The sequence below is a fragment of the Corynebacterium flavescens genome, assembly GCF_008693105.1.
GTDB lineage: Bacteria > Actinomycetota > Actinomycetes > Mycobacteriales > Mycobacteriaceae > Corynebacterium > Corynebacterium flavescens.
In genome coordinates this window covers 26,305-51,157 of sequence record NZ_VXKK01000042.1, presented here as the reverse complement: position 1 = coordinate 51,157, position 24,853 = coordinate 26,305, and the positions used below count along the sequence as shown (strand labels likewise).

Below are 24,853 nucleotides of genomic sequence, written 5' to 3'. Positions count from 1 at the left end.
AGCGGCTTAGCCGTTAATACCTACCGTGGGGCGAGGACGTGGAATAATAGCCGTCGTGGCTGAAAAGAAGAAGATTTCCAACGTCCTGTCCTCTCGTTATGCTTCCGCCGAGCTCTCCAATATCTGGAGCCCGGAGCATAAAATCATTCTCGAGCGCCAGCTGTGGATCGCGGTCATGTGCGCACAGCGTGACCTCGGCGTCGACATTCCCGCGGCGGCCATCAAGGCATACGAAGCCGTGGTGGATCAGGTCGATCTAGATTCCATCGCCGCCCGCGAGCGCGTGACCCGGCACGATGTTAAGGCCCGCATTGAGGAGTTCAATGCGCTGGCTGGTTACGAGCACATTCACAAGGGCATGACTTCGCGCGATCTTACGGAGAACGTGGAGCAGTTGCAGATCCACAGCTCCCTGCGCCTGCTGCGGGACAAGGCCATTGCGGTGGTCAGCCACATTGGCAGGCACGCCGCGAACTACCAAACTCTCGTCATGGCTGGACGCTCCCACAACGTGGCTGCGCAGGCCACCACCCTGGGCAAGCGCTTCGCTAGCGCCGGCGATGAGATGCTGCTTGCCATCGAGCGGGTCGAGGACCTGCTGGGGCGCTACCCGCTGCGCGGCATCAAGGGCCCCATGGGCACTTCCCAGGACATGCTGGATCTCATGGGCGGATCTGAGGACAAGCTGGCTTCCTTGGAAACCGCCATCGCCGATCACTTGGGCTTCCACCGCATCTTCAACTCGGTGGGGCAGATTTACCCGCGCTCCCTCGACTTCGACGCAGTCTCCGCGCTCGTGCAGCTGGGAACGGCTCCTTCCTCCCTGGCCACCACCATCCGCTTGATGGCCGGCAATGAGACCGTCACGGAGGGCTTCAAAGAGGGCCAGGTTGGCTCCTCTGCCATGCCGCACAAGATGAATGCGCGCTCTTGCGAGCGCGTCGGCGGCCTCCAGGTCATCCTGCGCGGCTACCTCACCATGATCGCCGATCTCGCCGGCCAGCAGTGGAATGAGGGTGACGTATTCTGCTCCGTGGTTCGCCGCGTGGCGCTGCCGGATGCCTTCTTCGCCCTCGACGGACAGTTTGAAACTTTCCTCACCGTCCTGGAAGAGTTCGGCGCCTTCCCCGCCATGATTGACCGCGAACTCGAACGCTACCTGCCTTTCTTGGCCACCACCCGCATCCTCATGGCCGCCATCCGCGCAGGTGTTGGGCGCGAGACCGCGCACGAAGTCATCAAGGAAAATGCGGTGGCCGTGGCGCTGAACATGCGCGAGAACGGCGGCGGGCAAGACCTCATCGAGCGCCTCGCTAAAGATGAGCGCCTGCCGCTGTCCGCGCAGGATCTCAAAGATGCGCTTGCTGATAAGCACGCCTTCATCGGCGCAGCCGAGTCCCAGGTAAACCAGGTGCTCAACCGCATTCGCATCCTGGCAGCGGAGCACCCGAAGGCCGCCGCTTATACCCCGGGCGAGATCCTCTAAGCCCCAGCGCTGGGATAGGATAAGCACCATGCGCCCGTTGCTTTCATCCTATAAATTACTCGCCGCCGGAAAAGTCCGAGACATCTACGAGGTGGACGCTGACACCTTGTTGATGGTGGTCTCGGACCGTATTTCCGCCTATGACCACTCCCTTGAACCCGCCATCCCGGACAAGGGGAGGGTCCTTACGGCTATGTCAGCCTACTTCTTTGACGCCATCGACTTTCCCAACCACCTGGCAGGCCCGCTCGATGATGAGCGTATCCCCGCCGAGGTGCTGGGCCGCGCGATGGTCGTGCACAAGCTGGAGATGCTGCCCTTCGAGTGCGTCGCCCGCGGCTACCTCACCGGCTCGGGGCTCAAGGAGTACCAGGCCAGCGGCACCGTGTGTGGAGTGGAGCTGCCAGCGGGCCTGAAAGAGGCATCGCGCCTGCCTGAGCCGATCTTCAGCCCGGCCACCAAGGCCGAGCAGGGCGAGCACGATGAGAACGTCTCCTTCGAGGTCGTTGCGGCCAAGCTGGGAAGCGAGCGCGCGGAGGAGCTGCGCGCGGCCACCCTGCGCATCTACGCCACCGCCGCGAAGCTGGCGGAGGACAAGGGCATCATCTTGGCCGATACCAAGTTCGAGTTCGGTCTCGATGCGGGCGGCACCCTCATCCTCGCCGATGAGGTGCTGACTCCGGATTCCTCGCGCTACTGGCCGGCTGATTCCTACGTTGAGGGAGAGGTGCAGCCCTCCTTTGACAAGCAATACGTCCGCGATTGGCTTACCTCGCCTGCCTCCGGCTGGGATAAGGAATCCGATAGCACGCCCCCGCACCTGCCGGAAGACGTTGTTGCCGCCACCCGCCTGCGCTATATCGAGGCCTACCAGCGGATTTCCGGAAAGTCCTTCGCTGACTTCCTGGGCTAGCCGGCGCGTTTTACCTCGGCGCTGCAGGGGAGAAGGGCACGCGTAGAATGTGTCGTCATGACTACCCAACCCCCAGTAGCGCCTAAGCACCCCACCACCCGCCAGTTTCATGGCCGGACCTTTGTGGATAACTATGAGTGGCTGCGTGATAAGAAGTCACCCGAGACGCTGGCCTACCTCAACGCCGAGAATGACTACACAGCCGCGAAGACTGCTCACCTAGAGCAGATGACTGAGAACATCTTCCAGGAGATCAAATCGCGCGTGAAGGAGACGGACATGTCCGTGCCCACCCGCCGCGGTGGCTATTGGTATTACGGGCGCTCCGAGGAGGGCAAGAACTACGGCTATTCCTGTCGTATCCCCGTGGCGGAGGGCTCTGATCCCTGGGCAGCTCCCACCATCCCGGAGGAGGGCTCTCCCGCCGGCGAACAGATCATCCTCGATGCCAATGCGCTGGCGGAGGGCCACGAGTTCTTCTCCATCGGTGCGGCATCGGTCTCTGATTCGGGCCGCTACCTGGCCTATTCCGTGGACTATGCTGGCGATGAGCGCTTTAGCCTTTCCATCCGGGACCTGGAGACTGGCCAGCTGCTCGAGGATCGCCTCGAGGGCATCTTCTACGGAGCAACCTGGGTGGGGGATTCCTTCATCTTCTATTCCACCGTCGATGATGCGTGGCGCCCCGATACCGTGTGGCGCCACAAGGTAGGAACCCCGCAGTCCGCGGATGTCGCTGTATTCCGTGAGGAGGATCAGCACTTCAACGTCAGTATCGGGGGCTCGCGCAGCGATAAGTACCTCTTCATTGGCGTCGGTTCCAAGATCACCTCGGAGATGTGGGTGCTGGAACAAGACAACCCCGAGGGCGAGTTCCGCAGCCTGTGGGAGCGAAAAACCGGTGTTGAATATGACGTCGACCATGCGGTGGTAGCCGGCAGGGACTATTGGGTTGTCACCCACAACGCCACGGGGCCGAACTTCGAGGTGGGGTATACGGGCGTCGACAAGCAGGCTCCACTGACACAGCTGGAGGTGCTCCTGCCACATCGCGATAACGTGCGCGTGGAGGGCGTGGATACCTACCGCGACCAGATCGTGGCCAGCTATCGCCGCGATGGAATCGGGCGCGCGGCCGTGATGCGTTTGGGTGATGCGGGATTTGGCGAGTTCAGTGAGCTGACCTTCAACGAGGAACTCTACAGCGTGGCCGTGGGCGGCAACCCGGAATGGGATGCGCCGGTGCTGCGAGTTAGCTATGTCTCCTATATTCAGCCCGCGCAGCTCTTTGACTACCGCGTAGATACTGGCGCCTACACGCTGCTCAAGGAGCAGGAGGTGCCCGGCGGCTATGACAAGGAGGAGTACGTGGCCTACCGCCTGTGGGCCACTGCAGCAGACGGTACCGAGATCCCCATCTCCGTAGTACACCGCGCCGACCTTGACCGCACGCGCCCCCAGCCGCTGCTGCTCTACGGCTACGGCTCCTATGAAAGCAGCATGGACCCCGGCTTTTCCGTGACGCGTCTGTCCCTCATGGACCGCGGGATGATCTACGCGGTGGCGCACGTGCGTGGCGGTGGGGAGATGGGCCGCAAGTGGTACGACGAGGGCAAACTCCTGCAAAAGAAGAACACCTTCACCGACTTCATCGCCGTGGCCGATGAGCTCATTGCCTCCGGGGTGAGCACGCCTGAGCACATGGTGGCCGAGGGCGGTTCTGCTGGTGGCATGCTCATGGGCGCGGTGGCCAATATGGCACCGGACCGTTTCCGTGCGATCCAGGCGGTGGTGCCCTTCGTGGACCCGCTGACCTCTATCCTCATGCCGGAGCTGCCGCTGACGGTTACCGAGTGGGAGGAATGGGGCGATCCTTATCACGATTCGCAGGTCTATGACTACATGGAGTCCTATTCGCCCTATGAGAACGTGGAGGCCAAGGACTACCCGGACATCCTGGCGATAACCTCCTTGAATGACACCCGCGTGCTTTACGTGGAGCCGGCCAAGTGGATAGCCAAGCTGCGCGCCACCGCCACCGGGGGAGAGTTCCTGCTCAAGACCGAGATGGTCGCCGGCCACGGCGGAGTATCTGGGCGCTATGACAAGTGGCGTCAGGGCGCCTTCGAATATGCCTGGACCATCAACAAGGCAACCTCGCTCGAACGCTAGGGATTAGAGCGGGCTCTTAGTGGGGCCCGGATCCCTCGCTCGCCGCGCGCGGGCCGGGCTGCTGTGGGATACTGCAGACTATGCATGGCCAACTTCTGGTTTCAATTTCCAGCATTTTTGCAGACACAAGGGGGCCGGCGGCTAACCTTTTGCGCTCGCTCGATGGGGAAGGCATTCCGGTGTCTTTGCTTATCGCACCGCACATCGACGGACACTGGCATCTGGCCAAAGATGCCTCCACCCGGGACTGGCTCAAAGACGAGGAGGCAGCCGGGCGCGTTCTCATACTCAACGGCTTTGACCGTGCGGTCCAGGGGCGCCGGGCAGAGTTTGCCAATCTCGATTCACACGAGGCGCGCCTGCGTTTGCGCGGCGCCACCCGCCAGATGGCGCAGATCGGTTTCAACCCGCGCATCTTTGCCCCGCCGCGCTGGCGCATGTCCCCGGGCACGCTGGAGGTCCTCCCGGAGTTCGAATTTGACCTCGCGGCTTCTACTCGCGGCATCCACGAGCTGGCCACGGATACGCTCCACCAGGCGCGCAACCTCTCCTTCGGTGAGGGCTTCGGCGCTGCCAAATGGTGGCGCCGCAACATCATTCACGCGGCGGAGCGCTCAGCAGCGCGGGGCAATACCGTGCGCCTTTCGGTCTCCGGGCGCAACCTGGACGATAAGAAAGTGGCGCACGATTTCTGCAAGGCCGTCGAGCGCGCCGCTAGCGCCGGGGCGGTCCCGGCTGACTACGGCGTGTATCTCAACCACGGCTAGGCGCGCCCTCCCTCACCCACGGTGGCACGGAGGGGGAGAAGTGCCTAGAGTCCCAGGAAAGCGCGCAGGGGCTTGGGCAGGGCTTCGACAAGCGCGGGTGGCAAGGTTGCGCGCAGGCTGCCCAGGATGACGGCAATGCCGGGGATGGCTACGAGCGCGGCCACCAGTGCGGCCACGAGCGGTGCGGAGGTGGCGCTAGAGCCGGAGCTCAGCGAGATGTCCTCGTCATTATCTTCCGGCGGGTTGACCGCGGAAGATCCCTCCAGGTTGAATCCCACCTTGACCGGGTCATGGTCGGAGGAGCGGAAGGGGGAGGCGTCGAGGAGGTCCACGGCGTTGTAATTGCGGCGCGAGTACTCGAAGGCCAGGGGCTCATCGGCGTTGATGTTCCACACCTGGGCGTCGCGCAGCTTGGCGCTGGCGGTGTCGTTGGCCAGGACATGGTCGAGGGAACCCAGCAGCCCATCGAATTGATAGGAAGCATCGGCATCGTATTTCTCCGCGGGCACGGTGTAGCCGTTGCTGCGGAATAGTGAGAGGGCATCCTCGCGGGAGTAGGTGTTGAGGTCCCCCATGACGAAGATGGCCTTGTCCTTCCAATCCTCCTGCTTGTATAGGTGATCCAGCACGGCCTGGGCCTGCGCGTTGCGGAGGTTGGCGTTGTTGCCCTGGCCGTCGCCATGGTCGGCGTCGCCATTTGCTACCGAACCCTTGGACTTAAAGTGGTTGGCTACGGCGACGAAAGTCTCGGTGACCTTGTCATCGGTGGCGGCGAATTCCTGGGCAAGAGGCTCGCGGGCGGTGCCGCTAAAGCGCGTGTCGTCGAAGATGCGGGATGGCCCCACCGGCTTCACGCGGTCTAACTTGTAAATGAAGGCGGTGCGGATGACGTCGGGGTTCGCGGGAACCTCCTCGGGCGAGCGGACATAGTCCCAGTTCCCGCCGTTTTTATTGAGCTCCGCGGTCAGGTGGGCCACGGCCTGGTCGCGCTTGGCGATGTCCCCCGTAACCGCGTATCCATCCTCGATCTCCGACAGCGCCACGACGTCGGCGTCGAGGCCGTTGATGGCGGCCACGATTTTGGTCTGCTGGTCGTTGAAGGCGGATTCGGTGTAGGCGCCGCGGGTCTTGCCGCTCTTGACGGTGACCGGATTGCCGTCTTTGTCGGTGAAGGGAGTCGCGCCCACATCCTTGCCCAAGGTGGTGAAGTAGTTGAGGACGTTGAAGGCGGCGACGGTGTAGTCACCTTCCACATCCAGCGCGTTTAGCTCGTCGGCGCGGGAGTCCTCCCAGGAGATGGGGAGATCGGCGGCGCTATTAGCACCCGTGAGCGGGGCGGTGGGCTGGAAGCGCCAGGCCTCGTGCGAGTAGTCCAAGATAACCGGGTGCTGGAAGTGGACAACGTCCGTGGTGCGCAGGGACGTGATGGTGCTCCCGCCGTCCTGGGTGATATACGGCAGCGCGGTGTTCTGATCGCCGTCGAGGTAGTTGCGGGTGCGGCCGTCATCCAACGTAATGAGGCGGGCTGCGTTCTCCGCCGCCAGCTGCTGCAGTGGGGAGTTGGGATCGGTGGAAGGCAAGTGGACGTCGGAAGGCTGGCGCAGGGCCTGCGTGCCGGGGGCGAGCCCCACGGTGCCGAACTTGTTGAGCTCGTAGTTATTGGTCACGGTGTGCGCGCCGGGTTTGATGAGCATGTGCTCGAGAGGCTCGCGGGCCTCGTCGCCGGCGGGGAGCTCCGGGAGGGACAAGGCGGTGACAGGCGGCAGCGCCTCCTCGAGATAGTCGGCAGAGCTGGCGGTAATCTGGGTGGAATCGAAGTACTCGGAGACCTTTCCTGTGACCTCGACGGAGTCCCCGATAGTCGGATACGCGGCGGTGGGCGAGCTGCCCATGTATACAAAAATTGCGGGGGAGGCCTCGGGCACGGAGTCCCCGGTGCCGCCGGTCTGCATGCTAAAGCCATTGCGGCCGCCCTCGGACCATACGCCGGTGACAACGCCGGTGGTGGTCACCGTCTGATCCTGGAGCGGGGAGTGCGCGCCGCTTCCCTGGATGGCGGAGATCTCGGTGATGGTGCCAGGCTCTGCGGGGTTCTCGGGATCCGTGGGGTTAGTCGGATCGGTAGGCTCACCGGGCTCGGTGGGTTCTGTGTTTCCAACACCGCTGGACTGCGGGGTGGGGGCGCCAGTGCTGAAGTCGCCGGAGTTATCGTCCGTGTCGGTGCCAGCAGCATCACGCGCGACGGAGAATTTATTGCTGGCAGCGGGTGCGGGAGAACCCTCGAAGACGCTGGCGCCGCCGTAACCCACGGTGTCGATGACTTCCGCGCCCTTGCTTAAGCGGACGGAGCCTTGCTTGGCACCCATGGCCAGCTCGGTCGTTGCATCGGGGGAGGATAGGGCGAGGCCAGTGTTGGTGCCCGCTTTGGCCTGGATGAGGTAGTGGCCGCCTGCGGGAATGCTGCCGGACAGCGGGGCGGTGCCGCCGGTGTTGCCGTTAGCGGCGAGGTAGGCCACGGAGTAGCCCTCGAGGGAGATCTCTTGAGCGGTGGGGTTGAAAAACTCAATGAAGTCGTGGGTATAGGGGGCGCCAGCGTTGCCACCGCCGCCATAGACCTCGGAGATGACAACGGCGGAGCCGTCGGGGGCGGCGTGGGCAGGTACAGCAATGGTGGCCGCGATGGTGGCCGCAAGGGTGGTCGAGGCGACCAAGGACGCGATGGCGCGGGCGCCGAATGCGCGAGAATACATGGAAGAACCTTCGTGTAGAGAGAGAAAAGCGATGGGCATTTCCGTTTATATTGCACGCGCTGAACGCATGTGTGGCGGGGGCAACCATGCACCTGCGACTTCATGTTTAGGCAGCTGAGAGTTCTTTTATAGGCCTGTGGAGTTCAAGCGGAGTTCACCTCTTTGGCCGTGGGTTTGGCGCCGGGTTTGGCGCCGTGGGTATGGGAGCGTGGCCCAGGCGGGTGGAAACGGAAACATATGGGGGTGATCTCAACCGCTCGGGCGGGTAGGAACCAGCGGGTCCAGCGGGTTAAACTATGCTTCGCAGACCAAGCCCCACACAGTAAAGGCAAAATTTCATGGCTCGTGTTGTTGTCAATGTCATGCCCAAGGCTGAAATCCTGGATCCGCAGGGACAAGCCGTCGTTCGCGCCCTCGGTCGCATCGGAGTCAGCGGGATAAGTGATGTCCGCCAAGGAAAGCGCTTCGAGCTGGAGATCGATGATTCCGCCGTCTCCGCCGCAGACCTAGAGAAGGTAGCAGCCACCTTGCTGGCCAATACCGTCATCGAGGATTACGAGGTCGTCGGTCTGGAGGTCCAGTAAGTGACCGCCAAGATCGGAGTTATTACTTTCCCCGGCACGCTCGATGATGTCGATGCCTCCCGTGCCGTGCGCACCGCCGGGGCCGAGGCCATAAGCCTCTGGCACGCCGACGCCGACCTCCATGGCGTCGATGCCGTGGTCGTCCCCGGCGGCTTTTCTTATGGTGACTACCTTCGCTCCGGGGCTATCTCGGCGCTGGCGCCCGTCATGCAATCCGTCATTGAAAAGGCACGCGGTGGCATGCCCGTGCTCGGCATTTGCAATGGTTTTCAGATCCTTACTGAGGCAGGCCTCCTGCCGGGTGCGTTGACCCGCAACCAGGGCCTGCACTTCCACTGCACCGATACCTACCTCGAGGTGGATAACGCCAACACTGCGTGGACCACCGAGTTTGAGCAGGGGCAGAAGATCCTCATCCCCTCCAAGCACGGAGAGGGCCGCTTCCAGGCCGATAGCGAAACCCTGCGCGCGCTGGAGGAAGAAGGCCGCGTTGTCTTCCGTTACACCGATAACTACAACGGCTCCCTCAACGCCATCGCCGGTATCACCAACGAGACTGGGCGCGTCGTCGGCTTGATGCCGCACCCTGAGCACGCTATCGACACCCTCACCGGGCCCTCCCTTGATGGCCTGGGCCTGTTCGTATCCGCCATCAAAGCCGTCGCGAACGCCGCCGCATAAGCCACCGCGAAAGCTATAAGGAGAGCGAAAATGACCGTTCAAAACGACACCGTCGATCAGGCTTTAACTACCCCTGGCCAGTCCCAGCCATATCGCGAGCTCGGGCTCAAGGATGACGAGTACCAGCGCATCCGCGATATCTTGGGCCGCCGCCCCACTGACGCGGAGCTGACCATGTACTCGGTCATGTGGTCCGAGCACTGTTCCTATAAGTCCTCCAAGGTTCACCTGCGCTACTTCGGCGAGACCATGACCGAGCAGATGGGTTCCAAGATCCTCGCCGGCATCGGTGAGAACGCCGGCGTCGTCGATATCGGCGATGGCAATGCGGTGACCTTCCGCGTGGAATCCCACAACCACCCCTCCTACGTCGAGCCCCACCAGGGCGCAGCTACCGGCGTCGGCGGCATCGTCCGCGACATCATGGCCATGGGCGCGCGTCCCATCGCCGTCATGGATCAGCTGCGCTTCGGTCCCGCCGATGCCCCGGATACCAAGCGCGTCCTGCCCGGCGTGGTCAGCGGTATCTCGCACTACGGCAACTGCCTGGGCCTGCCCAACATCGGTGGCGAGACCGTCTTTGATGAGTCCTATGCCGGAAACCCGTTGGTCAACGCCCTGTGTGTGGGCACGCTCAAGGTCGAGGACCTCAAGCTGGCCTTTGCCTCCGGCACCGGCAACAAGGTGATCCTCTTTGGTTCGCGCACCGGCCTCGATGGCATCGGCGGCGTCTCCGTGCTGGCCTCGGACACCTTCGAGGATGGCGCCGAGCGCAAGCTTCCTGCCGTGCAGGTGGGAGACCCCTTCGCAGAGAAGGTCCTCATCGAGTGCTGCCTCGACCTCTACAAGGCCGGCGTCGTCGTCGGCATCCAGGACTTGGGTGGCGCGGGCCTGGCCTGCGCCACCTCCGAGCTGGCTGCCTCCGGTGACGGCGGCATGGAAGTCAACCTTGACGAGGTTCCGCTGCGCGCTGAGCACATGACCGCCGCGGAGATCCTCGCCTCCGAGTCCCAGGAGCGCATGTGTGCGGTCGTGGCCCCGGAGAATGTGGAGAAGTTCAAGGAAATCTGCGCCCACTGGGACGTCACCTGCGCCGAAATCGGCGAGGTCACCACCGGAAAGCACCTCATCATTCGCCACCACGGCGAGGTCGTCGTCGACGCCCCCGCGCACACCATCGCCAACGAGGGCCCCGTCTACGATCGCCCCTTTGCCCGCCCCGACTGGCAAGATGATCTCCAGGTCTACCGCGGCATCGAGAACGCTGACCTGGGAGAGGCTCTGCTCCAGCTCGTTTCCTCCCCGGCGCTGTGTTCGCGTGATTTCATCACGGACCAATATGATCGCTACGTCCGCGGCAACACCGTCCAAGCTCAGCACGCCGATTCGGGCGTCCTGCGCATCGACGAGGAGACTGGCCGCGGCGTGGCTGTCTCGGCAGATGCCTCGGGCCGCTACACCAAGCTGGATCCGAACATGGGCGCCCGCCTGGCTCTGGCTGAGGCTTATCGCAACGTGGTTGTCACCGGCGCGCGTCCGGTGGCCGTCACAAACTGCCTCAACTATGGTTCCCCGGAGAACCCCGATGTCATGTGGCAGTTCCGCGAGTCCGTCCACGGGCTTGCCGACGGCGCTGTGGAACTGAGCATCCCCGTCTCCGGCGGCAACGTTTCCTTCTACAACCAAACCGGCGATGAGCCGATCCTGCCCACCCCGGTCGTCGGCGTGCTCGGCGTCATCGAGGATGTGCACCAGGCCATTGGCCACCGCCTCGGCACCGTCTCCGAGCCCGAGGTCATCGTGGCCTTGGGTGAGACCAAGGACGAGTTTGGTGGTTCCATCTGGCAGCAGATCTCCGGCGCCGGCCTCAACGGCCTGCCGCCTCAGGTGGATCTGGCCAACGAGCAGGCCCTGGCTGATTTCTTCATCGGCAACACCTCGCTGACCGCGGCGCATGACGTCTCCGAGGGTGGCAACGCCGTCGCTGCCTTCGAGATGGCCAACCGTGCGGGTACCGGCCTGAATATCGACCTGTCGAAGATTCACTCCGATCCTTTCGTGGCCGCTTTCTCCGAGTCGGCATCCCGCGTCCTCGTGGCCACCACCGCCGATCGCGTGGACTCCGTTCTCCAGCGCGCCGGCGAGCTCGGCATTCCCGCCGCCGTCGTGGGCGAGACCAATGACTCCGGTGAGTTCACCTTCGGCGATGCCAGCCTGCCGCTCGCACAGCTGCATGAGGCCTGGGCCGCGACCTTGCCAGGCCTCTTTGGCCACGCGGTGGGGGCAAACTCCGTCGTCGAATAAGCGCCTCTAGCGCCTTTAAGCTCACACAGCCTTAGCCTCTGGGGTTCAACCCCGGATGCTAAGGCTGTTGGCGTCTTCACGTGATTGTCGGCACATCTATTTGCTTCTCACACAGTGTCAGGAAGTTGACTTAAGGACATGGATCATCACCACGAACTCCTGCCGATAGGCCTGTTTTCCCAGCTTGCAGGAATTAGCGTGCGCATGCTGCGTTACTACCAAGGTCACGGACTCATTGAGCCGGATTATGTCAATGAAAGCAGCGGGCGGCGCTTCTACCGCGCTGAACAAGTGAAAGAAGCTGCCCTGGTCATGAGGCTGAGAGCCGCTGGTTTTTCCGTGCGCTCAATCGCGCAGGTCCTCCCTGTTGTCGATGATCCTGCCCATATTGCCGTTGTGCTCGCCAGGCACCATGCGGATCTGGCGGCAAAAAGCGCGGCAGTACACCAAGAACTCGCCAACCTGGATCGGTTGCGAGCTTATTTGAAAGGACACCCTGAGATGAGCGAAGTGAAGATCGAGACCCTGCCTTCCTTGAAACTGGCCACCGTGCGGAGAGTTATAGACTCCTATGATGCGGAAGGCGAGCTGTGGAATGAGCTTATGGATTTACTGCGGCACAGTGATGCAGTGCTTCCCTCCAGCGGCCTTTCCGGCGCAACTTTCCACGACTCCGACTATCGCGATAGTGGTGTGGATATAGAGGTTTGGGTAGAGGTAACCGAAAGTTTTGAACCCCCGCAGGGGCTTGGATTCAGTGAACAGCCCGAATGCGAGATTGTTTCAGCCACTTTGCGCGGGGACTACTCCCAGGTGCCGGCAGTCACTCAAGAAATCGGTAAGTTTATCGCGGAAAGGAACGTGGAAACCGGTCCGATGTTCAACATCTATCATGTCGGACCTGCTCAGAACCCTGACCCAACTTCCTGGGTGACCCAATTGTGCTTCCCGCTGCGTGCGAGCCAGTAGCCGGGTGCATTCTGCGACGCTCTAAACCGTTACGTGCAGCTCGAAGTTCTCGGTCTGGAGTTTTGGATCCAAAACTAGATCTGGCATCTGCACGGGCGTGAACCTATACTACGGAGGAGTAAGTACTGAGAAGGACTTTGAGTGGGTCGCGGTGGTGAATCTACGCAAAGTCCGGGGTTGAGGTTAGGGCATGAAGAAGGCAAACCAGCAGGCACACGCTTTGGGTGTGCCCACGGAGCCGCTGGTAAAACGCACGTATTGGGTCGCGGACCGTGGGCCACGCCCGCTCATTCGCGGCTGGGCGCACCTTGTGGCGGCGCTGCTGTCCGTCGTGGCCTCGACGGTGCTCATCACCTATTCCTGGATGACTCTGTCTTGGGGCCCGGCCCTCGGCGTCACTGTCTACGGGGTGGGCATCGTCTCCCTCTTTGGGGTTTCGGCTCTCTATCACCGAGGGCCGTGGACCACCGCGCGCGCAGTGCAGTGGTGGCGCCGCGCGGATCACGCCACCATCGCCGTCTTTATCGCAGCGACCTACACGCCGCTGTGCCTCATCGCGCTTTCCCCGAGCCAAGCAGCCTGGATGCTTGGCATAGCCTGGGCGGGTGCGACTCTCGGCGTGGTCTTAAACCTCGTCTGGATAACTCACCCGCGCTGGCTGGATGTGGTGGTGTACCTCTCCTTGGGATGGCTGGTGCTCCCGCTTATTCCTACGCTGTGGGCCACGGCTGGCCCCACGGTGGTGTGGCTGCTCTTCGCCGGCGGGATTGTCTATTCCCTGGGCGCTTTGGTCTATGGCTTCAAATGGCCCGGTCGCAATGCCCGCTGGTATGGCTATCACGAGCACTTCCACACCGCCACGATCGCCGCTGCTGCGGTGCATATCGTGGCGGTGTGGATGGTGGTTGTCTCCGCGGGGAACTAGCGCAGCAGCGGGTCTACCCCTGCGCCGTTGAGCATGGGCACGTCATGGACCTCGGCGGGCAGCCCGAAGCCCTCAACCAGGACCTCCGCCCACGGGCCCAGGGAATCCACCAGATCGTTGATGGCGGCGCGTGCGGCCTTGATCCTGCCGGAAGGCAGCTCCCGGTGCTCCTGATACCAGCCCGCGTGTTGGACTATGGTGTCGAAGGCGAAGAGGTGGCGCAGCTGCTCAAAGACCTGCCGGGCTTGTGAGCCTTCCTCGAGCTTTTCTTCCGCCTCCACCATGGCCTGGATGAGCAGTGCATCGACGCGCGCCCAGCCGGCAGCGATGAGGTGGTCCTGGCACTTGTCCACGATGGCGGCCGCTTGTACCCGGTCTGCTTTCCGCGCCGGCTGGATGCGGCGCACAAGGGCGAAGAGGACCGATTGTGCACGGTCGTCGATTAGCTTGGCCTGGTAGGAAGGGTTAAACAGCGAGGCCGCCTCCGTTTCGCTAACGAGATCGCGCAGGCGCTGCAGGCGGGTGGTGAAGCCGGCTCGGCGCCGGACCACATCGCTGGCGGTGGTTGCCGCATACTTGACCGTCTCCCAGGGAGAGAGCTCATTCATCTCGCGGCCATAGGCGGTGAGCAGGTTCTTGCCCACCATCTGAATGAGAACGGTGTTATCGCCCTCGAAGGTGGAAAAGACATCCGAGTCCGCGCGGTAGGTGGTCAAGCGGTTCTCTGATATGTACCCGGCCCCGCCACAAGCCTCGCGGCATTCCTGAATCGTAGAGGTGGCGTTCGCAGTCTGTGCGGTCTTGATGGCCGCGGCGAGGGATTCCATCTCCCTGGAGGCAAACTTCTGTGCCTCGGTGGGCTCTGCCACCGACCACTTGCCGGCCTCCTGCTCGTCGTTGATTTCCTGGTAGCGTTCGAGAATCTGCACGTAGAGCAGGTGCAGCGCATAGGTGCGGGCGAGCGGAATGAGCAGGCGCCTGCGGTGCTGGCGGTGCTCAATGAGGCGCTTTTCGGCTCCTGTTGCTCCCTCGAACTGGCGGCGCCGCGTGGCATAGCGTACCGCGATGTCGAGAGCGGCCTGGGTGGCCCCGCCCGCGGCGCCGGCCACGCCGATGCGCCCGCGGATAAGCGTCCCCAGCATGGTGAAGAAGCGGGCATTCTGGTTGGAGATGGGCGAGTGATAGCGCCCATCCGCATCGACGTCGGCAAAGCGGTTGAGCAGGTTTACGCGGGGAACGCGCACCTTGTCAAAGCGCAGGGTGCCATTATCGACGCCGAGCAGGCCGCCCTTGTGCCCGTGATCCCCGGCGCTCACCCCTGGCTGCAGCGATCCATCGGCGTCACGCAGGGGAACGATAAGCGCGTGGACGCCGTTGGAACGGCCATCGCTCTCCGGGGTAATGAGCTGGGCAAAGACCACTGCGGCGCGACCATCAACGGCGGCATTGCCGATGTAGTTCTTCACGGCCGAATCCCGCGGGGTGTGGATGATGAACTCTTGAGTCTGCGGGTCATAGGTGGCGGTGGTCTCGAGGTTTTGCACGTCTGAACCGTGGCCGCACTCCGTCATGGCGAAGCAGCCGGGCAGCTCCAGGGAGGCTGCCTTCTCCACCCACTCGCGGTGGCGTTCGGTGCCGAGCTGATCTAGTGCTCCGCCCCATAGCCCCCATTGGACGCCGGCCTTGATGGCCAGGGAGCCGTTGCCCCAGGCCAGGGACTCGAGGGTGAAGGTGGCCAGGATGGGCTGCCCCTCGCCGCCGTTCTCGCGGCGCATGCCGCGCTGGAAACCGCCTTGCTCGCAGACCTTGGACAGGTTGTCAAAGGTGTGTTGGCGCTGCTGCGCGGTCGATAGCTCAGGGCGCGGGTAGAGCTGCGGATCTGCCATGAACCCGCGCAGGGAGTTGCGGTAGTCGCCATACCCGCCGTCGAGAAGCGCCTGCAGCTCGCGCGCCACGGAGTGATCCGGGGTGATGGGCAGGCGTTGGGGACTGCCTACTTCGGCCTTGGGCGTGGAGGCATCCGGCGGGCCGGCGCCGGAATCGGGCCGCGCGGTGGCCTTCTTGGTAGGGGCCGGGTTCTTTGAGGTAGGGGATGTGGTCAAAGCCATGATCTTCTCCTTATATATTGTTTGGATGTTTAAAGCTCGAGGATGGCGGTGATTCCTTGCCCTCCTGCCGCGCAGATGGAGATGAGCGTTCGTCCGCCGCAGTTCTCGGCGAGGTTCTTTGCTGCGGTGGCCAAGATGCGGGTGCCGGTGGCGGCGAAGGGGTGGCCGGCGGCGAGGGAGGAACCCTTGACGTTGAGCTTGGAGCGGTCGATGGGGCCTAGGGCCGCGTCGAGACCGAGGCGTTCGCGGCAGTATTCGGTGTCTTCCCAGGCTGCCAGGGTGGCCAGCACCTGCGAGGCAAAGGCCTCGTGGATCTCGTAGAAGTCGAAGTCCTGTAGGCGCAGATTGTTGCGGTGAATCAGGCGCGGCACGGCATAGGTGGGGGCCATGAGGAGTCCATCGGGCCCGTGCACGAAGTCGACGGCGGCGGTCTCAGAATCAACCAGGTAGGCCAGTGGTTCTAGGCCGTGGCGGCTGGCAAAGTCCTCGTTACCGAGCAGCGCCACGGAGGCCCCATCCGTCAGTGCGGTGGAGTTGCCGGCGGTCATTGTCGCCTCCGTGCCGTGGGCCTGGGCGTCCTGCCTGCCAAAGACGGGCTTGAGCGAACTGAGTTTCTCCATCGACGTATCCGCCCGCAAGGTGGTATCGCGCCTAACTCCGAGGTAGCCGGTGGTCAGATCGTCGAAGAAGCCGGCGTCCCACGCGGCGGCGAGCTTGCGGTGTGATTCCAGGGCAAGTTCGTCTTGAGCCTCGCGCGAGATATGCATCTCCCGGGCGGTGATGGCCGCGTGCTCACCCATGGACAATCCTGTACGCGGCTCCGCGTTGCGCGGCTGTTCCGGCTCCAACTGCTGCGGGCGCAGCGAGCCGAGCAGGCGCAGGCGCTTGCCCATGCTGCGGGCGGAAGCGAATCTTAAGAGCGTGCGGCGCAGGTCATCGTTGAGGGCTAAGGGGGCGTCGGATGTCGTGTCAGTACCACCGGCCACGCCGCCCGAGATGCGCCCGGCGGAGATGGCATCGGCCACGATGACGGAGGCGGCCAGGGAGGTGCCGCAGGCCTGCTGCACGTCTAGAGCCGGGGTGGTGGGGGCTAGGGCGGAGCCGAGTACGGTCTCCCGGGTGAGGTTGAAGTCGCGGGAATGCTTGATAACGGCGCCGCCAGCCATGAGGCCGAGTTCCTCGCCTTGCAGGCCGAAGCGGGCGACGAGGCCGTCGAGGGTTGCGGTGAAGAGGTCTTGGTTGGAGGCGCGGGCGTATTCGCGGTTCGAGCGGGCGAAGGGGATTCGGTTGCCGCCGAGAATGGCGACGCGGTTGGCGCTTCCTTCACGGGCGCTGCTGGTTCTGGTGTTATTCATACAAACTCCTCGGTTCTTGGTTAGCCAGCGAGTATTGTTCGTCACATTCAACGTGTTATTGTTAGTTCTATCACCTAAATGATATGAGCTGCAACCTACCTCCGAAGGGAGAAGAGTATGTCGAAGACGTCAATCATCGAGAAAATCATCAACTCGCCCGTCGCCGGAAAGGCGGGCGTTCCCCAAGGTTATCCACTCCGGCGCTGGAAGGCGGGCGAGCCCGCACTCGACGGCGGGGTGATGCTCGGCGGCGAGGGCCGCATCGCAGATTTCCTGGGGCGGGCGCTGGCCGGGGACTACGACATCCTTGCCCCCGGTGACCGCGCTGCCCTGCTTTTCGATGCCACCTCGTTAACCACCCCAGACCGCTTGCGCGAACTCTATGACTTCTTCCATCCCCACATGCGTTCCCTGCGGCCCAATGCCCGCATCGTTGTTGTAGGCACCACTCCGGAGTCGCTGCACGATACCCAGGCGCGGATCACTGCCCGCGCCCTGGAAGGATTCGTGCGCTCGCTGGCCAAAGAGCTGCGCAAGGGCGCGACCGCGAACCTCGTCTGGGTGGACCCCGACGCGGTTGGTGAGGTCGAGGCCACGGTACGCTTCTTCCTCTCGGCTAAGTCCGCCTTCGTCGACGGCCAAGTAGTGCGCGTGTCCGCGCGCCCGACGGACGGCGCCACATCCCCCACCGACTGGGCGCGCCCGGCTGCGGGAAGGCTAGCTGTAGTCACCGGCGCGGCCCGCGGCATCGGGGCCACCATTGCCGAGGTCCTCGCCCGCGATGGCGCGCAGGTCATCTGCGTGGACGTGCCCGCAGCAAGTGAGCACCTCAGCGCCACCGCGAACAGGGTAGGCGGAACCGCCCTTGCCCTCGATGTCACGGACCCTGCCGCAGCGCAGACTCTGGCGCGGCATGCTCGCGAGCGCTATTCACGCAACCTGGATGTCATCGTGCACAATGCCGGAATCACCCGCGATAAGCTCCTGGCCAACATGAAAGAGGAACAGTGGGAACAGGTGCTCGCGGTCAACCTCTTAGCGCCGGTGCGCATCACGGAGAGCCTCATTGACGCCGGTGCCTTGGCCGAAGGTGCTGCCGTCATCGGCGTATCCTCCATGGCGGGGATCTCCGGCAACCGGGGCCAGACCAACTACGCCACCACCAAGGCAGGAATCATCGGCCTCGTAGACGCGCTGTGCGCACCGCTGGCGGACCTCGATTCCACCATCAACGCCGTCGCGCCGGGTTTCATCGAAACGGCCATGACGGATGCCATGCCCACCCTCCCGCGGGAGGTCGGCCGGCGTGTCAACTCACTGCAACAAGGTGGTCTGCCTGTCGATGTCGCTGAAACCGTCGCCTTCTTCGCCTCCCGTTCCGCGGCTGCCGTCACCGGCAATACCGTGCGGGTATGCGGACAAAATATCTTGGGGGCCTGAGATGGATTTCCAGACGCTTCCGGCCATTCCATCCCTCAGCAAGCTCTATCGGGGCCAGGTGGCAGGTCTTATCCGCCCAGGAGGAAAGCCCCCGGTTTCATCTGCACCCGCCACTGGCTATCAGGTGGAGGATGTCTGCTTCGACGCAGAAAGCGTCGCTCGCTACTGCCACCTGATCGGCTTTCGCCTGCGCGATGCCGTGCCGGCGACCTACCCTTACCTTCTTTCTTTTCCCCTGGTCATGCAGGTGATGAGCGCAAAGGATTTCCCCTTCCGCGCCGTCGGCACGGTGCATATCTCTAATCTCATCGAGCAGCATCGAGCGCTGCGCATCGGCGATAACCTTGACATTCGGGTGCACGCGGACAACCTGCGGCCGCACCGCAAGGGCCTGGCGATAGACATGGTGACAAGCATCGACGTCGCTGGCTCGGAAGCCTGGCGTCAGACCTCGACCTTCCTAGGTGTGGGTGCTAGCTTTGCCGATTCCTCCCCCGCCGAGCTGCGCGACAGGCCGCAAGCTCAGCGCCTTTTGCCCAAAGCGCGCGAGGAAGCCTTGATGGAGATCCCTGTGGCGCTTCTGCGCTGGAGCTTTGAGCAAGTGCGCGAGTACGCGCAGGTCTCCGGAGACAAGAATCCCATTCACGTCTCGCGGGCGGGGGCTAAGGCCTTCGGCTTTCCGCGGCCTATCGCCCACGGTATGTACTCTCACGCGCGCATGCTCGCCTCCCTAGAGGGCCGCATCCCGCAGGAGATCCGCGTGCTGGCGGACTTCTATGCTCCGCTGACTGTGCCCGCCACCACCGCGCTGCTCAGTCGCGACGACGGCGCCGGGGCCTGGGACCTGTGGCTGCGCCCTGCCTCGGATCCTCAAAAGCTCCACGTCGCCGCTCGAGTGGAACCCATGGACTTACTCGGGCAAGGGAGATAGCGCGGACACAGAATCCGCCGCCGCGACAATGGTTCTTCTGGTTGTGGTTTTGGGGGTGCGGAAAGTCGCCGCCTGGCTTGTTGACCTAACGGCTCGTATGTGGGGGCTGCCAGACTATTGTCCCGCCTTGGCGGGTAAGGCGCCCGCGCCTCGGTGGCGCATTCGGATCATCCTCATTAACCCCGTTGTGGTAGTTGCACAAGGTCACCAGGTTGGCAACGTTAGTCTCCCCGCCATGGCTCCACGGGGTGAGATGGTGAAACTGCCCCCGCTCTGCCGGGATATTACAGCCCGGCCATGCACACGTGGGGTGCTCTGCTGCGAGCATCGTGCGCTGTTTCGTTGAGGCGAAGCGCTCAAAGCGGTACAAGTCCACCGGCCCGTGTGTACGGCTGATGATCGTGACAAGTCCTTCGCCTGCGCAGGCGCGTTCCACAAGCTGCGCGCCGGTGATAACAGTCCCACTGGTGGTGCGTATCATCACATCACCATCCTCGCGGCGTACAAGCTTCCCGTAGTCTTCCAACTGGAGGACTGCCATGGTGGTAACGCGAGTACGCGCGGCTGGGCCTGTTTCACCGAGCATGCGGGCGATAAAACTCTTACCCGGATGCTGCTGGTCGATGGTTCGGAAGGCATCTGCCATATCCAACCCATTACCCGTTACTGTCAAGGTAGCCAGCCCATTAGGGTGCTGGCGCAGCAGTGCGCGCTCGCAATACTCGCGGGGGGCGCGCATCTCGCGCAGCCGGCGCCTGGCTACCGCAGTAACCTGCTCGCTTGGCGTGGCGCATAACTCTACGCGCAGGTTCCACGCATCCAGTTTCCCTGTAATGCGGCGGGTAAAAGATTCGATCTGGCGCAGGGTGCTCACAGTGTGCCTGTTGCGCCGAGCAGAGTTAACGGCCGAGCGCTGCTTTGCTGTATAGGGAGTAGTACCGAAGTAGATGGCGTGCAGGCCTATAAGCTCGGCGGCATCCTGCGCGCTGGCCCCCATCTTCTCGAGGTCTAGCGCAGATAACCCCGAGCACTCAGCAACGAGGTCAACACCTCGGCTAAGTTGTGCGAAATACTCCTGCAAGCCCATGCCCCTCACGCTAAGGCACCGCCCAGCGGTGCGACAATCCCTAGCCCGCACCAAGGCGGAGAACTGTGGATAACTCGCAAGGCCCACCGTAGTTATCCACAGACACGCCACCTCACCAGAATTCCATAGTGCGCTAGCACGGCCATCTGACCTATCCTGAAAGATCGGGCTCATGCAGAGACAAGCAATACTGATACAGCGAAACCAGAAGAGCCGCTAAAGGTCAACTATGTGCAGTGAACACTCCCCTCGGGGCGCACGGAAGACCCCGCGGGAGCTCTAGTCCAAGTGCTGGTGCTGCGGCGCCACAACGAGGGGCTTAGGCGAGTACTTGCCGCGCAGGCTGCGCAGGATACCGGCGTGCTCCCACAGGCTCTTGTCCTCCTCGGTGCGGGGGGTGAACTGCCGGGCCGCCAAGGGCTGCCAGTCGTTGTCCATAGCCATATAAGCCACGGTGGCGTGAATAGCGGTGCGCAGGGACTCGCGTCCGCCGCGGGGATCACCTGCGCGGACGTGGATGGACATCTGCATAGAGCGGGCGTCGGTACGCATCATGCGGGCATCGACCTCGATGAGGTCGCCGATGGAAATCGGCTCGTAGAAGCGAATGCCGCCGGCGTAGACGGCGACGGTACGCTCGCCCGACCACTCCATCGTGCAGGCGGTGCCGGCCTCATCGATCCACTCCATGGCGGTTCCGCCGTGCACGTTGCCGCCCCAGTTAACGTCCGTGGGCTTGGCCAGGAAGCGGTTGATCATCCGCGGGGCATCGGAAGGGCCGTCGTAGGTTTGCTTTTCCATCTCTTTTTCAATGGCCTTGCGCAGCTGCACGCGGGACTCCGCAGCCTCCCAGACGCGACGCTGGTCATCGGTCTCGGGGCTAAAGGGAGGCACCTCGGTGGAGCGCCCGGTATCCGGGTCCATGGCCACGAAGATGACGAGGCAGTCGCAGGCGCGGGTGAAGATGCCGTCGCGCGGGTCGGCGGAGCGCACCTCGTTGACGATGTGCATGGAAGAGCGCCCGGTCATGGCGATGCGGGAGCGCACCTCGACGATGTGGCCGGAGGGGATGGGACGGGTGAAGTGGATATGGCCCACATAGGCCGTCACGCAGTATTTTCCTGACCACTGGACGGCGCAGGCATAGGCAGCCTGGTCGATCCACTCGAGGACTCGGCCGCCGCCGATGCCCTGGGCACCTGCGATGATCTGGTCGGTCGGCAGCGCCATGAAGCGCAAGACGATGGAGGGCGATTTCGCCTTATCGGCGGGCAACGTTGTAGGTGACATGGCTAAAAAGGTATCAGCAGCTAGGATGTGGGGCATGAAGAAGCCCGTTGATTCCGCTCTTACGCGGGCCGCAGTCCTCGCGATAGGGGAGTGGATAGCCGCCCCAGATTCGGTAGAAAAGCCAGCTAGAGCCGCGCTTGGCGATGCCGTCCGTCGCACCGCCCGCTCCCTCGAAGCCGACGCTCCGGGCCACTCGGTCGAGGTGCGCGTACCCCCATTTGTTGCGGTGCAGTGTATCGAGGGCCCGCGCCACACGCGCGGTACTCCGCCGAATGTGGTGGAGACGGATCCGCAGACGTGGCTGCAGCTGGCTACCGGATACCTCAGTTGGCACGAGGCCGTCTCCAGCGGCCGGGTAGACGCTTCAGGTTCGCGCGCGGATGAGGTCGCGGCATGGCTGCCGGTCATTCCGTTAGTTTCCACGGGGCACAACCGCTAGTATTAGCGCCGTGGTAGCCGTACAAACACCAAGTATTGCCAATCTTGATGATCATAACGAGACCGAACCCCGTGAGGAGTGTGGCGTCTTCGGCGTCTGGGCTCCGGGGGAGGAAGTCTCCAAACTAACCTACTTTGGTCTTTTCGCCCTGCAGCACCGCGGGCAAGAAGCCGCCGGAATCGCCGTCGGCGATGACGAGCATATCGTCGTATTCAAGGACATGGGCCTCGTGGCCAATATCTTCGACGAATCCATTCTGGCCTCCCTGCAGGGCAATGTCGCGGTTGGTCACACGCGCTATTCCACCGCGGGTGGCAAAGAATGGTCAAACGTGCAGCCCATGTTCGGCACCTCGCCCAACGGCGTTGATATCGCCTTGGGACACAACGGTAACTTGGTGAATCACCAAGAGCTGCGCGAGGAGGCGGTGGAGCGCGGCTTCGTCAAAGCGCATGAAAAGTCAGTCTCCGACTCGATGTGTCTCTCCGTGTTGCTGGCCGGTGGAGTCGGGGAGGATGTCGATGTCTTTGAGGCTGCTCGCGAGCTTTTCCCCCGAGTCAAGGGAGCCTTTTGCCTGACATTTACGGATGGGCATACTCTCTATGCTGCTCGAGATCCCCACGGCGTACGCCCGCTGGTTCTTGGCAGGCTGCCCCAAGGCTGGGTCGTGGCCTCGGAGACCTGTGCACTCGATATCGTTGGCGCTCAGTTCATCCGCGAGGTCGAACCCGGCGAGCTCATCGCCATCGATGAGGCAGGCATCCGCTCGGAGCGCTTTGCACAGCCCACGCGTCATGGCTGCGTCTTCGAGTATGTCTACCTTGCCCGCCCGGATACCGATATCAAGGGCCGTTCGGTGAATGCTGTGCGGGTGGACATTGGGCGTCGCCTAGCGCGGCAGCACCCAGCCCCCGAGGCAGACCTGGTCATCCCTGTGCCGGAATCGGGCAACCCGGCGGCGGTAGGATATGCCCGGGAGTCTGGCATTACTTTTGCCCATGGGTTAGTAAAGAACGCCTATGTGGGACGCACCTTTATCCAGCCCACGCAGACGCTGCGCCAGCTGGGCATTCGCCTGAAACTCAACCCGCTGCGGGAAGTAATCGCCGGTAAGAAGCTTGTGGTCGTGGATGATTCCATCGTCCGCGGCAACACCCAGCGCGCGCTTATCCGCATGTTGCGGGAGGCAGGCGCGGCGGAAGTGCACGTGCGCATTGCCTCGCCGCCTGTGAAGTGGCCCTGCTTCTACGGCATCGACTTTGCTTCCCCCGGCGAGCTCATCGCCAACGCCAACCCCTCCGATGACCCCGAGGTGGTGCGCAAGACCATCTGTGATGCCATTGGCGCAGACTCCTTGGGCTTTATTTCCACCGATGAGATGGTCGCCGCCACCGAGCAACCGCGCAAAGAATTGTGCGCGGCGTGCTTTGATGGCAAGTACCCCCTGGGGCTTCCCGCCGATAATTCCAATGCCGAGGCCGTGCGCACGCTGCTCGGGCTTGAGGCTACTACCGAATCTAACTAAGGACTTTCCATGAGCGAGAACACCTACGCAGCAGCCGGCGTCAGCATCGAAGAGGGCGACCGCGCGGTAAGCCTCTTCGCCCCCCACGCCAAGCGCGCCACCCGTCCCGAGGTCATGGGCGGCCTCGGCGGCTTTGCCGGACTTTTCAAGCTGGGCGAGTACAAAGAGCCCATCCTGGCCGCCGGCTCCGATGGAGTGGGCACCAAGCTGGCCGTGGCCCAGGCCATGGACAAGCATGACACCATTGGCATCGACCTCGTTGCCATGTGCGTCGACGATCTCGTGGTCTGCGGAGCCGAGCCGCTCTTCTTGCAGGACTACATCGCCGTGGGCAAGGTAGTTCCGGAGAAGATCGCCGAGGTAGTCAAGGGCATCGCGGAAGGCTGCGTGCAAGCAGGCTGTGCCCTGTTGGGCGGGGAAACCGCCGAGCACCCCGGGGTGATGGGCGCCGATGAGTACGATGTCTCCGCCACCGCCGTCGGCGTGGTCGAGGCAGCCGATCTGCTGGGCCCAGACAAGGTGCGCAGCGGTGACGTGCTCATCGCCATGGGTTCTTCCGGACTGCACTCCAACGGCTACTCCCTGGCGCGTTACATTCTCCTCGAGCAGGCCGGTCTGCCGCTTGATGGCTACGTCGAGGAGCTGGGTCGCACCCTGGGTGAGGAAATGCTTGAGCCCACGCGCATCTACGCCAAGGACTGCCTGGCACTGACCGCAGAATGCGGCGTCTCCACCTTCTGCCACGTCACAGGCGGCGGGCTGGCGGGCAACCTAGAGCGCGTCATCCCGGAGGGCCTAGTGGCGCAGGTCAACCGTTCCTCCTGGAAGCCGGGGCAGATTTTCAAGACCATCTCCTCGGTGGGCAAGGTCAAGCTCTCCGAGATGGAGAAGACCTTCAACATGGGCGTCGGCATGATCGCCATTGTCTCGCCGGAGGACCGCGACCGCGCACTGGCAATGCTGACCGCCCGCCACCTGGATGCCTGGGAACTGGGCACCGTGCGCGAGGCAGAGGGCGAAGAGCCCCGCGTTATCATGCAGGGCGAGCACGCCAACTTCTAAGCGGGCTTAGTCCTTCAGTCCTGCCTCGCGCTTCCAGGCGTGCGGCAGGTCTGATTTTTCTTTCT

The 24,853-nt window shown here is 63.1% G+C and carries 19 protein-coding genes; 14 read left to right on the top strand and 5 right to left on the bottom strand.

The window, feature by feature from the left end; all coding sequences use genetic code 11:
* Positions 1-46: 46 nt before the first annotated feature.
* The 4 genes from purB to F4V60_RS10430 all read left to right on the top strand — a co-directional run bounded on the left by purB (position 47) and on the right by F4V60_RS10430 (position 5,338).
* A complete protein-coding gene (purB, locus tag F4V60_RS10445; protein WP_174775532.1) occupies positions 47-1,486 on the top strand; it encodes an adenylosuccinate lyase in 1,440 nt (479 codons plus the stop codon).
* 28 nt (positions 1,487-1,514) lie between these two features.
* Positions 1,515-2,399, top strand: a complete 885-nt coding sequence (locus tag F4V60_RS10440) for a phosphoribosylaminoimidazolesuccinocarboxamide synthase (protein WP_075730522.1) — start codon at positions 1,515-1,517, stop codon at positions 2,397-2,399.
* 57 nt (positions 2,400-2,456) lie between these two features.
* Positions 2,457-4,571 (top strand): S9 family peptidase, encoded by a 2,115-nt coding sequence (locus tag F4V60_RS10435; RefSeq protein ID WP_075730521.1) that lies wholly within the window; start codon positions 2,457-2,459, stop codon positions 4,569-4,571.
* 80 nt (positions 4,572-4,651) lie between these two features.
* Positions 4,652-5,338, top strand: a complete 687-nt coding sequence (locus F4V60_RS10430) for a DUF2334 domain-containing protein (RefSeq protein WP_075730520.1) — start codon at positions 4,652-4,654, stop codon at positions 5,336-5,338.
* Between the two features lie 44 nt (positions 5,339-5,382).
* Here F4V60_RS10430 and F4V60_RS10425 read toward each other — a convergent pair whose 3' ends face one another.
* A complete protein-coding gene (locus F4V60_RS10425) occupies positions 5,383-8,088 on the bottom strand; it encodes an ExeM/NucH family extracellular endonuclease (RefSeq protein ID WP_075730519.1) in 2,706 nt (901 codons plus the stop codon).
* A 338-nt stretch (positions 8,089-8,426) separates the two neighbouring features.
* On the opposite strand from F4V60_RS10425, the gene purS reads away from it, so the two are divergent.
* From purS to trhA, 5 genes are all read left to right on the top strand, one after another.
* Positions 8,427-8,672, top strand: a complete 246-nt coding sequence (gene purS / locus F4V60_RS10420) for a phosphoribosylformylglycinamidine synthase subunit PurS (RefSeq protein ID WP_075730518.1) — start codon at positions 8,427-8,429, stop codon at positions 8,670-8,672.
* Positions 8,673-9,353, top strand: coding sequence for a phosphoribosylformylglycinamidine synthase subunit PurQ (purQ, locus tag F4V60_RS10415; protein WP_075730517.1), 681 nt, complete (start codon positions 8,673-8,675; stop codon positions 9,351-9,353).
* Positions 9,354-9,383: 30 nt separating this feature from the next.
* Positions 9,384-11,657 carry a phosphoribosylformylglycinamidine synthase subunit PurL gene (gene purL, locus F4V60_RS10410; protein WP_075730516.1) on the top strand — a complete coding sequence of 758 codons (2,274 nt, stop codon included), beginning with the start codon at positions 9,384-9,386 and terminating at the stop codon, positions 11,655-11,657.
* Between the two features lie 138 nt (positions 11,658-11,795).
* Positions 11,796-12,626 carry a MerR family transcriptional regulator gene (locus F4V60_RS10405; protein ID WP_075730515.1) on the top strand — a complete coding sequence of 277 codons (831 nt, stop codon included), beginning with the start codon at positions 11,796-11,798 and terminating at the stop codon, positions 12,624-12,626.
* A 190-nt stretch (positions 12,627-12,816) separates the two neighbouring features.
* Entirely contained in the window at positions 12,817-13,551 is a 735-nt protein-coding gene (gene trhA / locus F4V60_RS10400; RefSeq protein WP_075730514.1) for a PAQR family membrane homeostasis protein TrhA, read from the top strand.
* Here trhA and F4V60_RS10395 read toward each other — a convergent pair.
* Positions 13,548-15,659 carry an acyl-CoA dehydrogenase family protein gene (locus F4V60_RS10395; protein ID WP_075730513.1) on the bottom strand — a complete coding sequence of 704 codons (2,112 nt, stop codon included), beginning with the start codon at positions 15,657-15,659 and terminating at the stop codon, positions 13,548-13,550. The two genes, trhA and F4V60_RS10395, sit on opposite strands and share 4 nt — an antisense overlap.
* A 29-nt stretch (positions 15,660-15,688) precedes the next feature.
* Complete coding sequence (locus F4V60_RS10390) at positions 15,689-17,014, bottom strand: acetyl-CoA C-acetyltransferase (RefSeq protein WP_075730512.1); 1,326 nt, start codon at positions 17,012-17,014, stop codon at positions 15,689-15,691.
* Positions 17,015-17,131: 117 nt separating this feature from the next.
* On the opposite strand from F4V60_RS10390, the gene F4V60_RS10385 reads away from it, so the two are divergent.
* Both F4V60_RS10385 and F4V60_RS10380 read left to right on the top strand, forming a co-directional pair.
* Complete coding sequence (locus F4V60_RS10385; RefSeq protein ID WP_075730511.1) at positions 17,132-18,454, top strand: 3-oxoacyl-ACP reductase; 1,323 nt, start codon at positions 17,132-17,134, stop codon at positions 18,452-18,454.
* 1 nt (position 18,455) lies between these two features.
* Positions 18,456-19,385 (top strand): MaoC family dehydratase, encoded by a 930-nt coding sequence (locus F4V60_RS10380; protein WP_075730510.1) that lies wholly within the window; start codon positions 18,456-18,458, stop codon positions 19,383-19,385.
* Between the two features lie 85 nt (positions 19,386-19,470).
* Here the strand turns inward: F4V60_RS10380 and F4V60_RS10375 are convergent, their stop codons facing one another.
* The gene (locus F4V60_RS10375) at positions 19,471-20,472 is read right to left on the bottom strand and encodes an HNH endonuclease signature motif containing protein (protein ID WP_075731308.1); all 1,002 of its coding nucleotides are present in this window, start codon (positions 20,470-20,472) and stop codon (positions 19,471-19,473) included.
* Between the two features lie 279 nt (positions 20,473-20,751).
* Positions 20,752-21,762 (bottom strand): acyl-CoA thioesterase, encoded by a 1,011-nt coding sequence (locus F4V60_RS10370; RefSeq protein ID WP_075731306.1) that lies wholly within the window; start codon positions 21,760-21,762, stop codon positions 20,752-20,754.
* Between the two features lie 34 nt (positions 21,763-21,796).
* On the opposite strand from F4V60_RS10370, the gene F4V60_RS10365 reads away from it, so the two are divergent.
* The 3 genes from F4V60_RS10365 to purM are packed head-to-tail and all read left to right on the top strand — an operon-like array spanning position 21,797 to position 24,788.
* Positions 21,797-22,201: a sterol carrier family protein gene (locus F4V60_RS10365; protein WP_075730509.1), complete on the top strand. Its 405-nt coding sequence runs from the start codon at positions 21,797-21,799 to the stop codon at positions 22,199-22,201.
* A 10-nt stretch (positions 22,202-22,211) separates the two neighbouring features.
* Positions 22,212-23,726, top strand: a complete 1,515-nt coding sequence (purF, locus tag F4V60_RS10360; protein ID WP_075730508.1) for an amidophosphoribosyltransferase — start codon at positions 22,212-22,214, stop codon at positions 23,724-23,726.
* Between the two features lie 9 nt (positions 23,727-23,735).
* Positions 23,736-24,788 (top strand): phosphoribosylformylglycinamidine cyclo-ligase, encoded by a 1,053-nt coding sequence (purM, locus tag F4V60_RS10355; RefSeq protein ID WP_075730507.1) that lies wholly within the window; start codon positions 23,736-23,738, stop codon positions 24,786-24,788.
* Positions 24,789-24,853 lie beyond the last annotated feature (65 nt).

Coding starts and splice junctions, on each gene's coding strand:
- F4V60_RS10375 (WP_075731308.1), bottom strand. CDS start 20,472: ATGGGCTTGCAGGAGTATTTCGCACAACTTAGCCGAGGTGTTGACCTC.
- purL (WP_075730516.1), top strand. CDS start 9,384: ATGACCGTTCAAAACGACACCGTCGATCAGGCTTTAACTACCCCTGGC.
- F4V60_RS10380 (WP_075730510.1), top strand. CDS start 18,456: ATGGATTTCCAGACGCTTCCGGCCATTCCATCCCTCAGCAAGCTCTAT.
- F4V60_RS10390 (WP_075730512.1), bottom strand. CDS start 17,014: ATGAATAACACCAGAACCAGCAGCGCCCGTGAAGGAAGCGCCAACCGC.
- F4V60_RS10430 (WP_075730520.1), top strand. CDS start 4,652: ATGCATGGCCAACTTCTGGTTTCAATTTCCAGCATTTTTGCAGACACA.
- purM (WP_075730507.1), top strand. CDS start 23,736: ATGAGCGAGAACACCTACGCAGCAGCCGGCGTCAGCATCGAAGAGGGC.
- F4V60_RS10440 (WP_075730522.1), top strand. CDS start 1,515: ATGCGCCCGTTGCTTTCATCCTATAAATTACTCGCCGCCGGAAAAGTC.
- F4V60_RS10405 (WP_075730515.1), top strand. CDS start 11,796: ATGGATCATCACCACGAACTCCTGCCGATAGGCCTGTTTTCCCAGCTT.
- F4V60_RS10395 (WP_075730513.1), bottom strand. CDS start 15,659: ATGGCTTTGACCACATCCCCTACCTCAAAGAACCCGGCCCCTACCAAG.
- F4V60_RS10365 (WP_075730509.1), top strand. CDS start 21,797: ATGAAGAAGCCCGTTGATTCCGCTCTTACGCGGGCCGCAGTCCTCGCG.
- F4V60_RS10385 (WP_075730511.1), top strand. CDS start 17,132: ATGTCGAAGACGTCAATCATCGAGAAAATCATCAACTCGCCCGTCGCC.
- trhA (WP_075730514.1), top strand. CDS start 12,817: ATGAAGAAGGCAAACCAGCAGGCACACGCTTTGGGTGTGCCCACGGAG.
- F4V60_RS10370 (WP_075731306.1), bottom strand. CDS start 21,762: ATGTCACCTACAACGTTGCCCGCCGATAAGGCGAAATCGCCCTCCATC.
- F4V60_RS10435 (WP_075730521.1), top strand. CDS start 2,457: ATGACTACCCAACCCCCAGTAGCGCCTAAGCACCCCACCACCCGCCAG.
- purS (WP_075730518.1), top strand. CDS start 8,427: ATGGCTCGTGTTGTTGTCAATGTCATGCCCAAGGCTGAAATCCTGGAT.
- F4V60_RS10425 (WP_075730519.1), bottom strand. CDS start 8,088: ATGTATTCTCGCGCATTCGGCGCCCGCGCCATCGCGTCCTTGGTCGCC.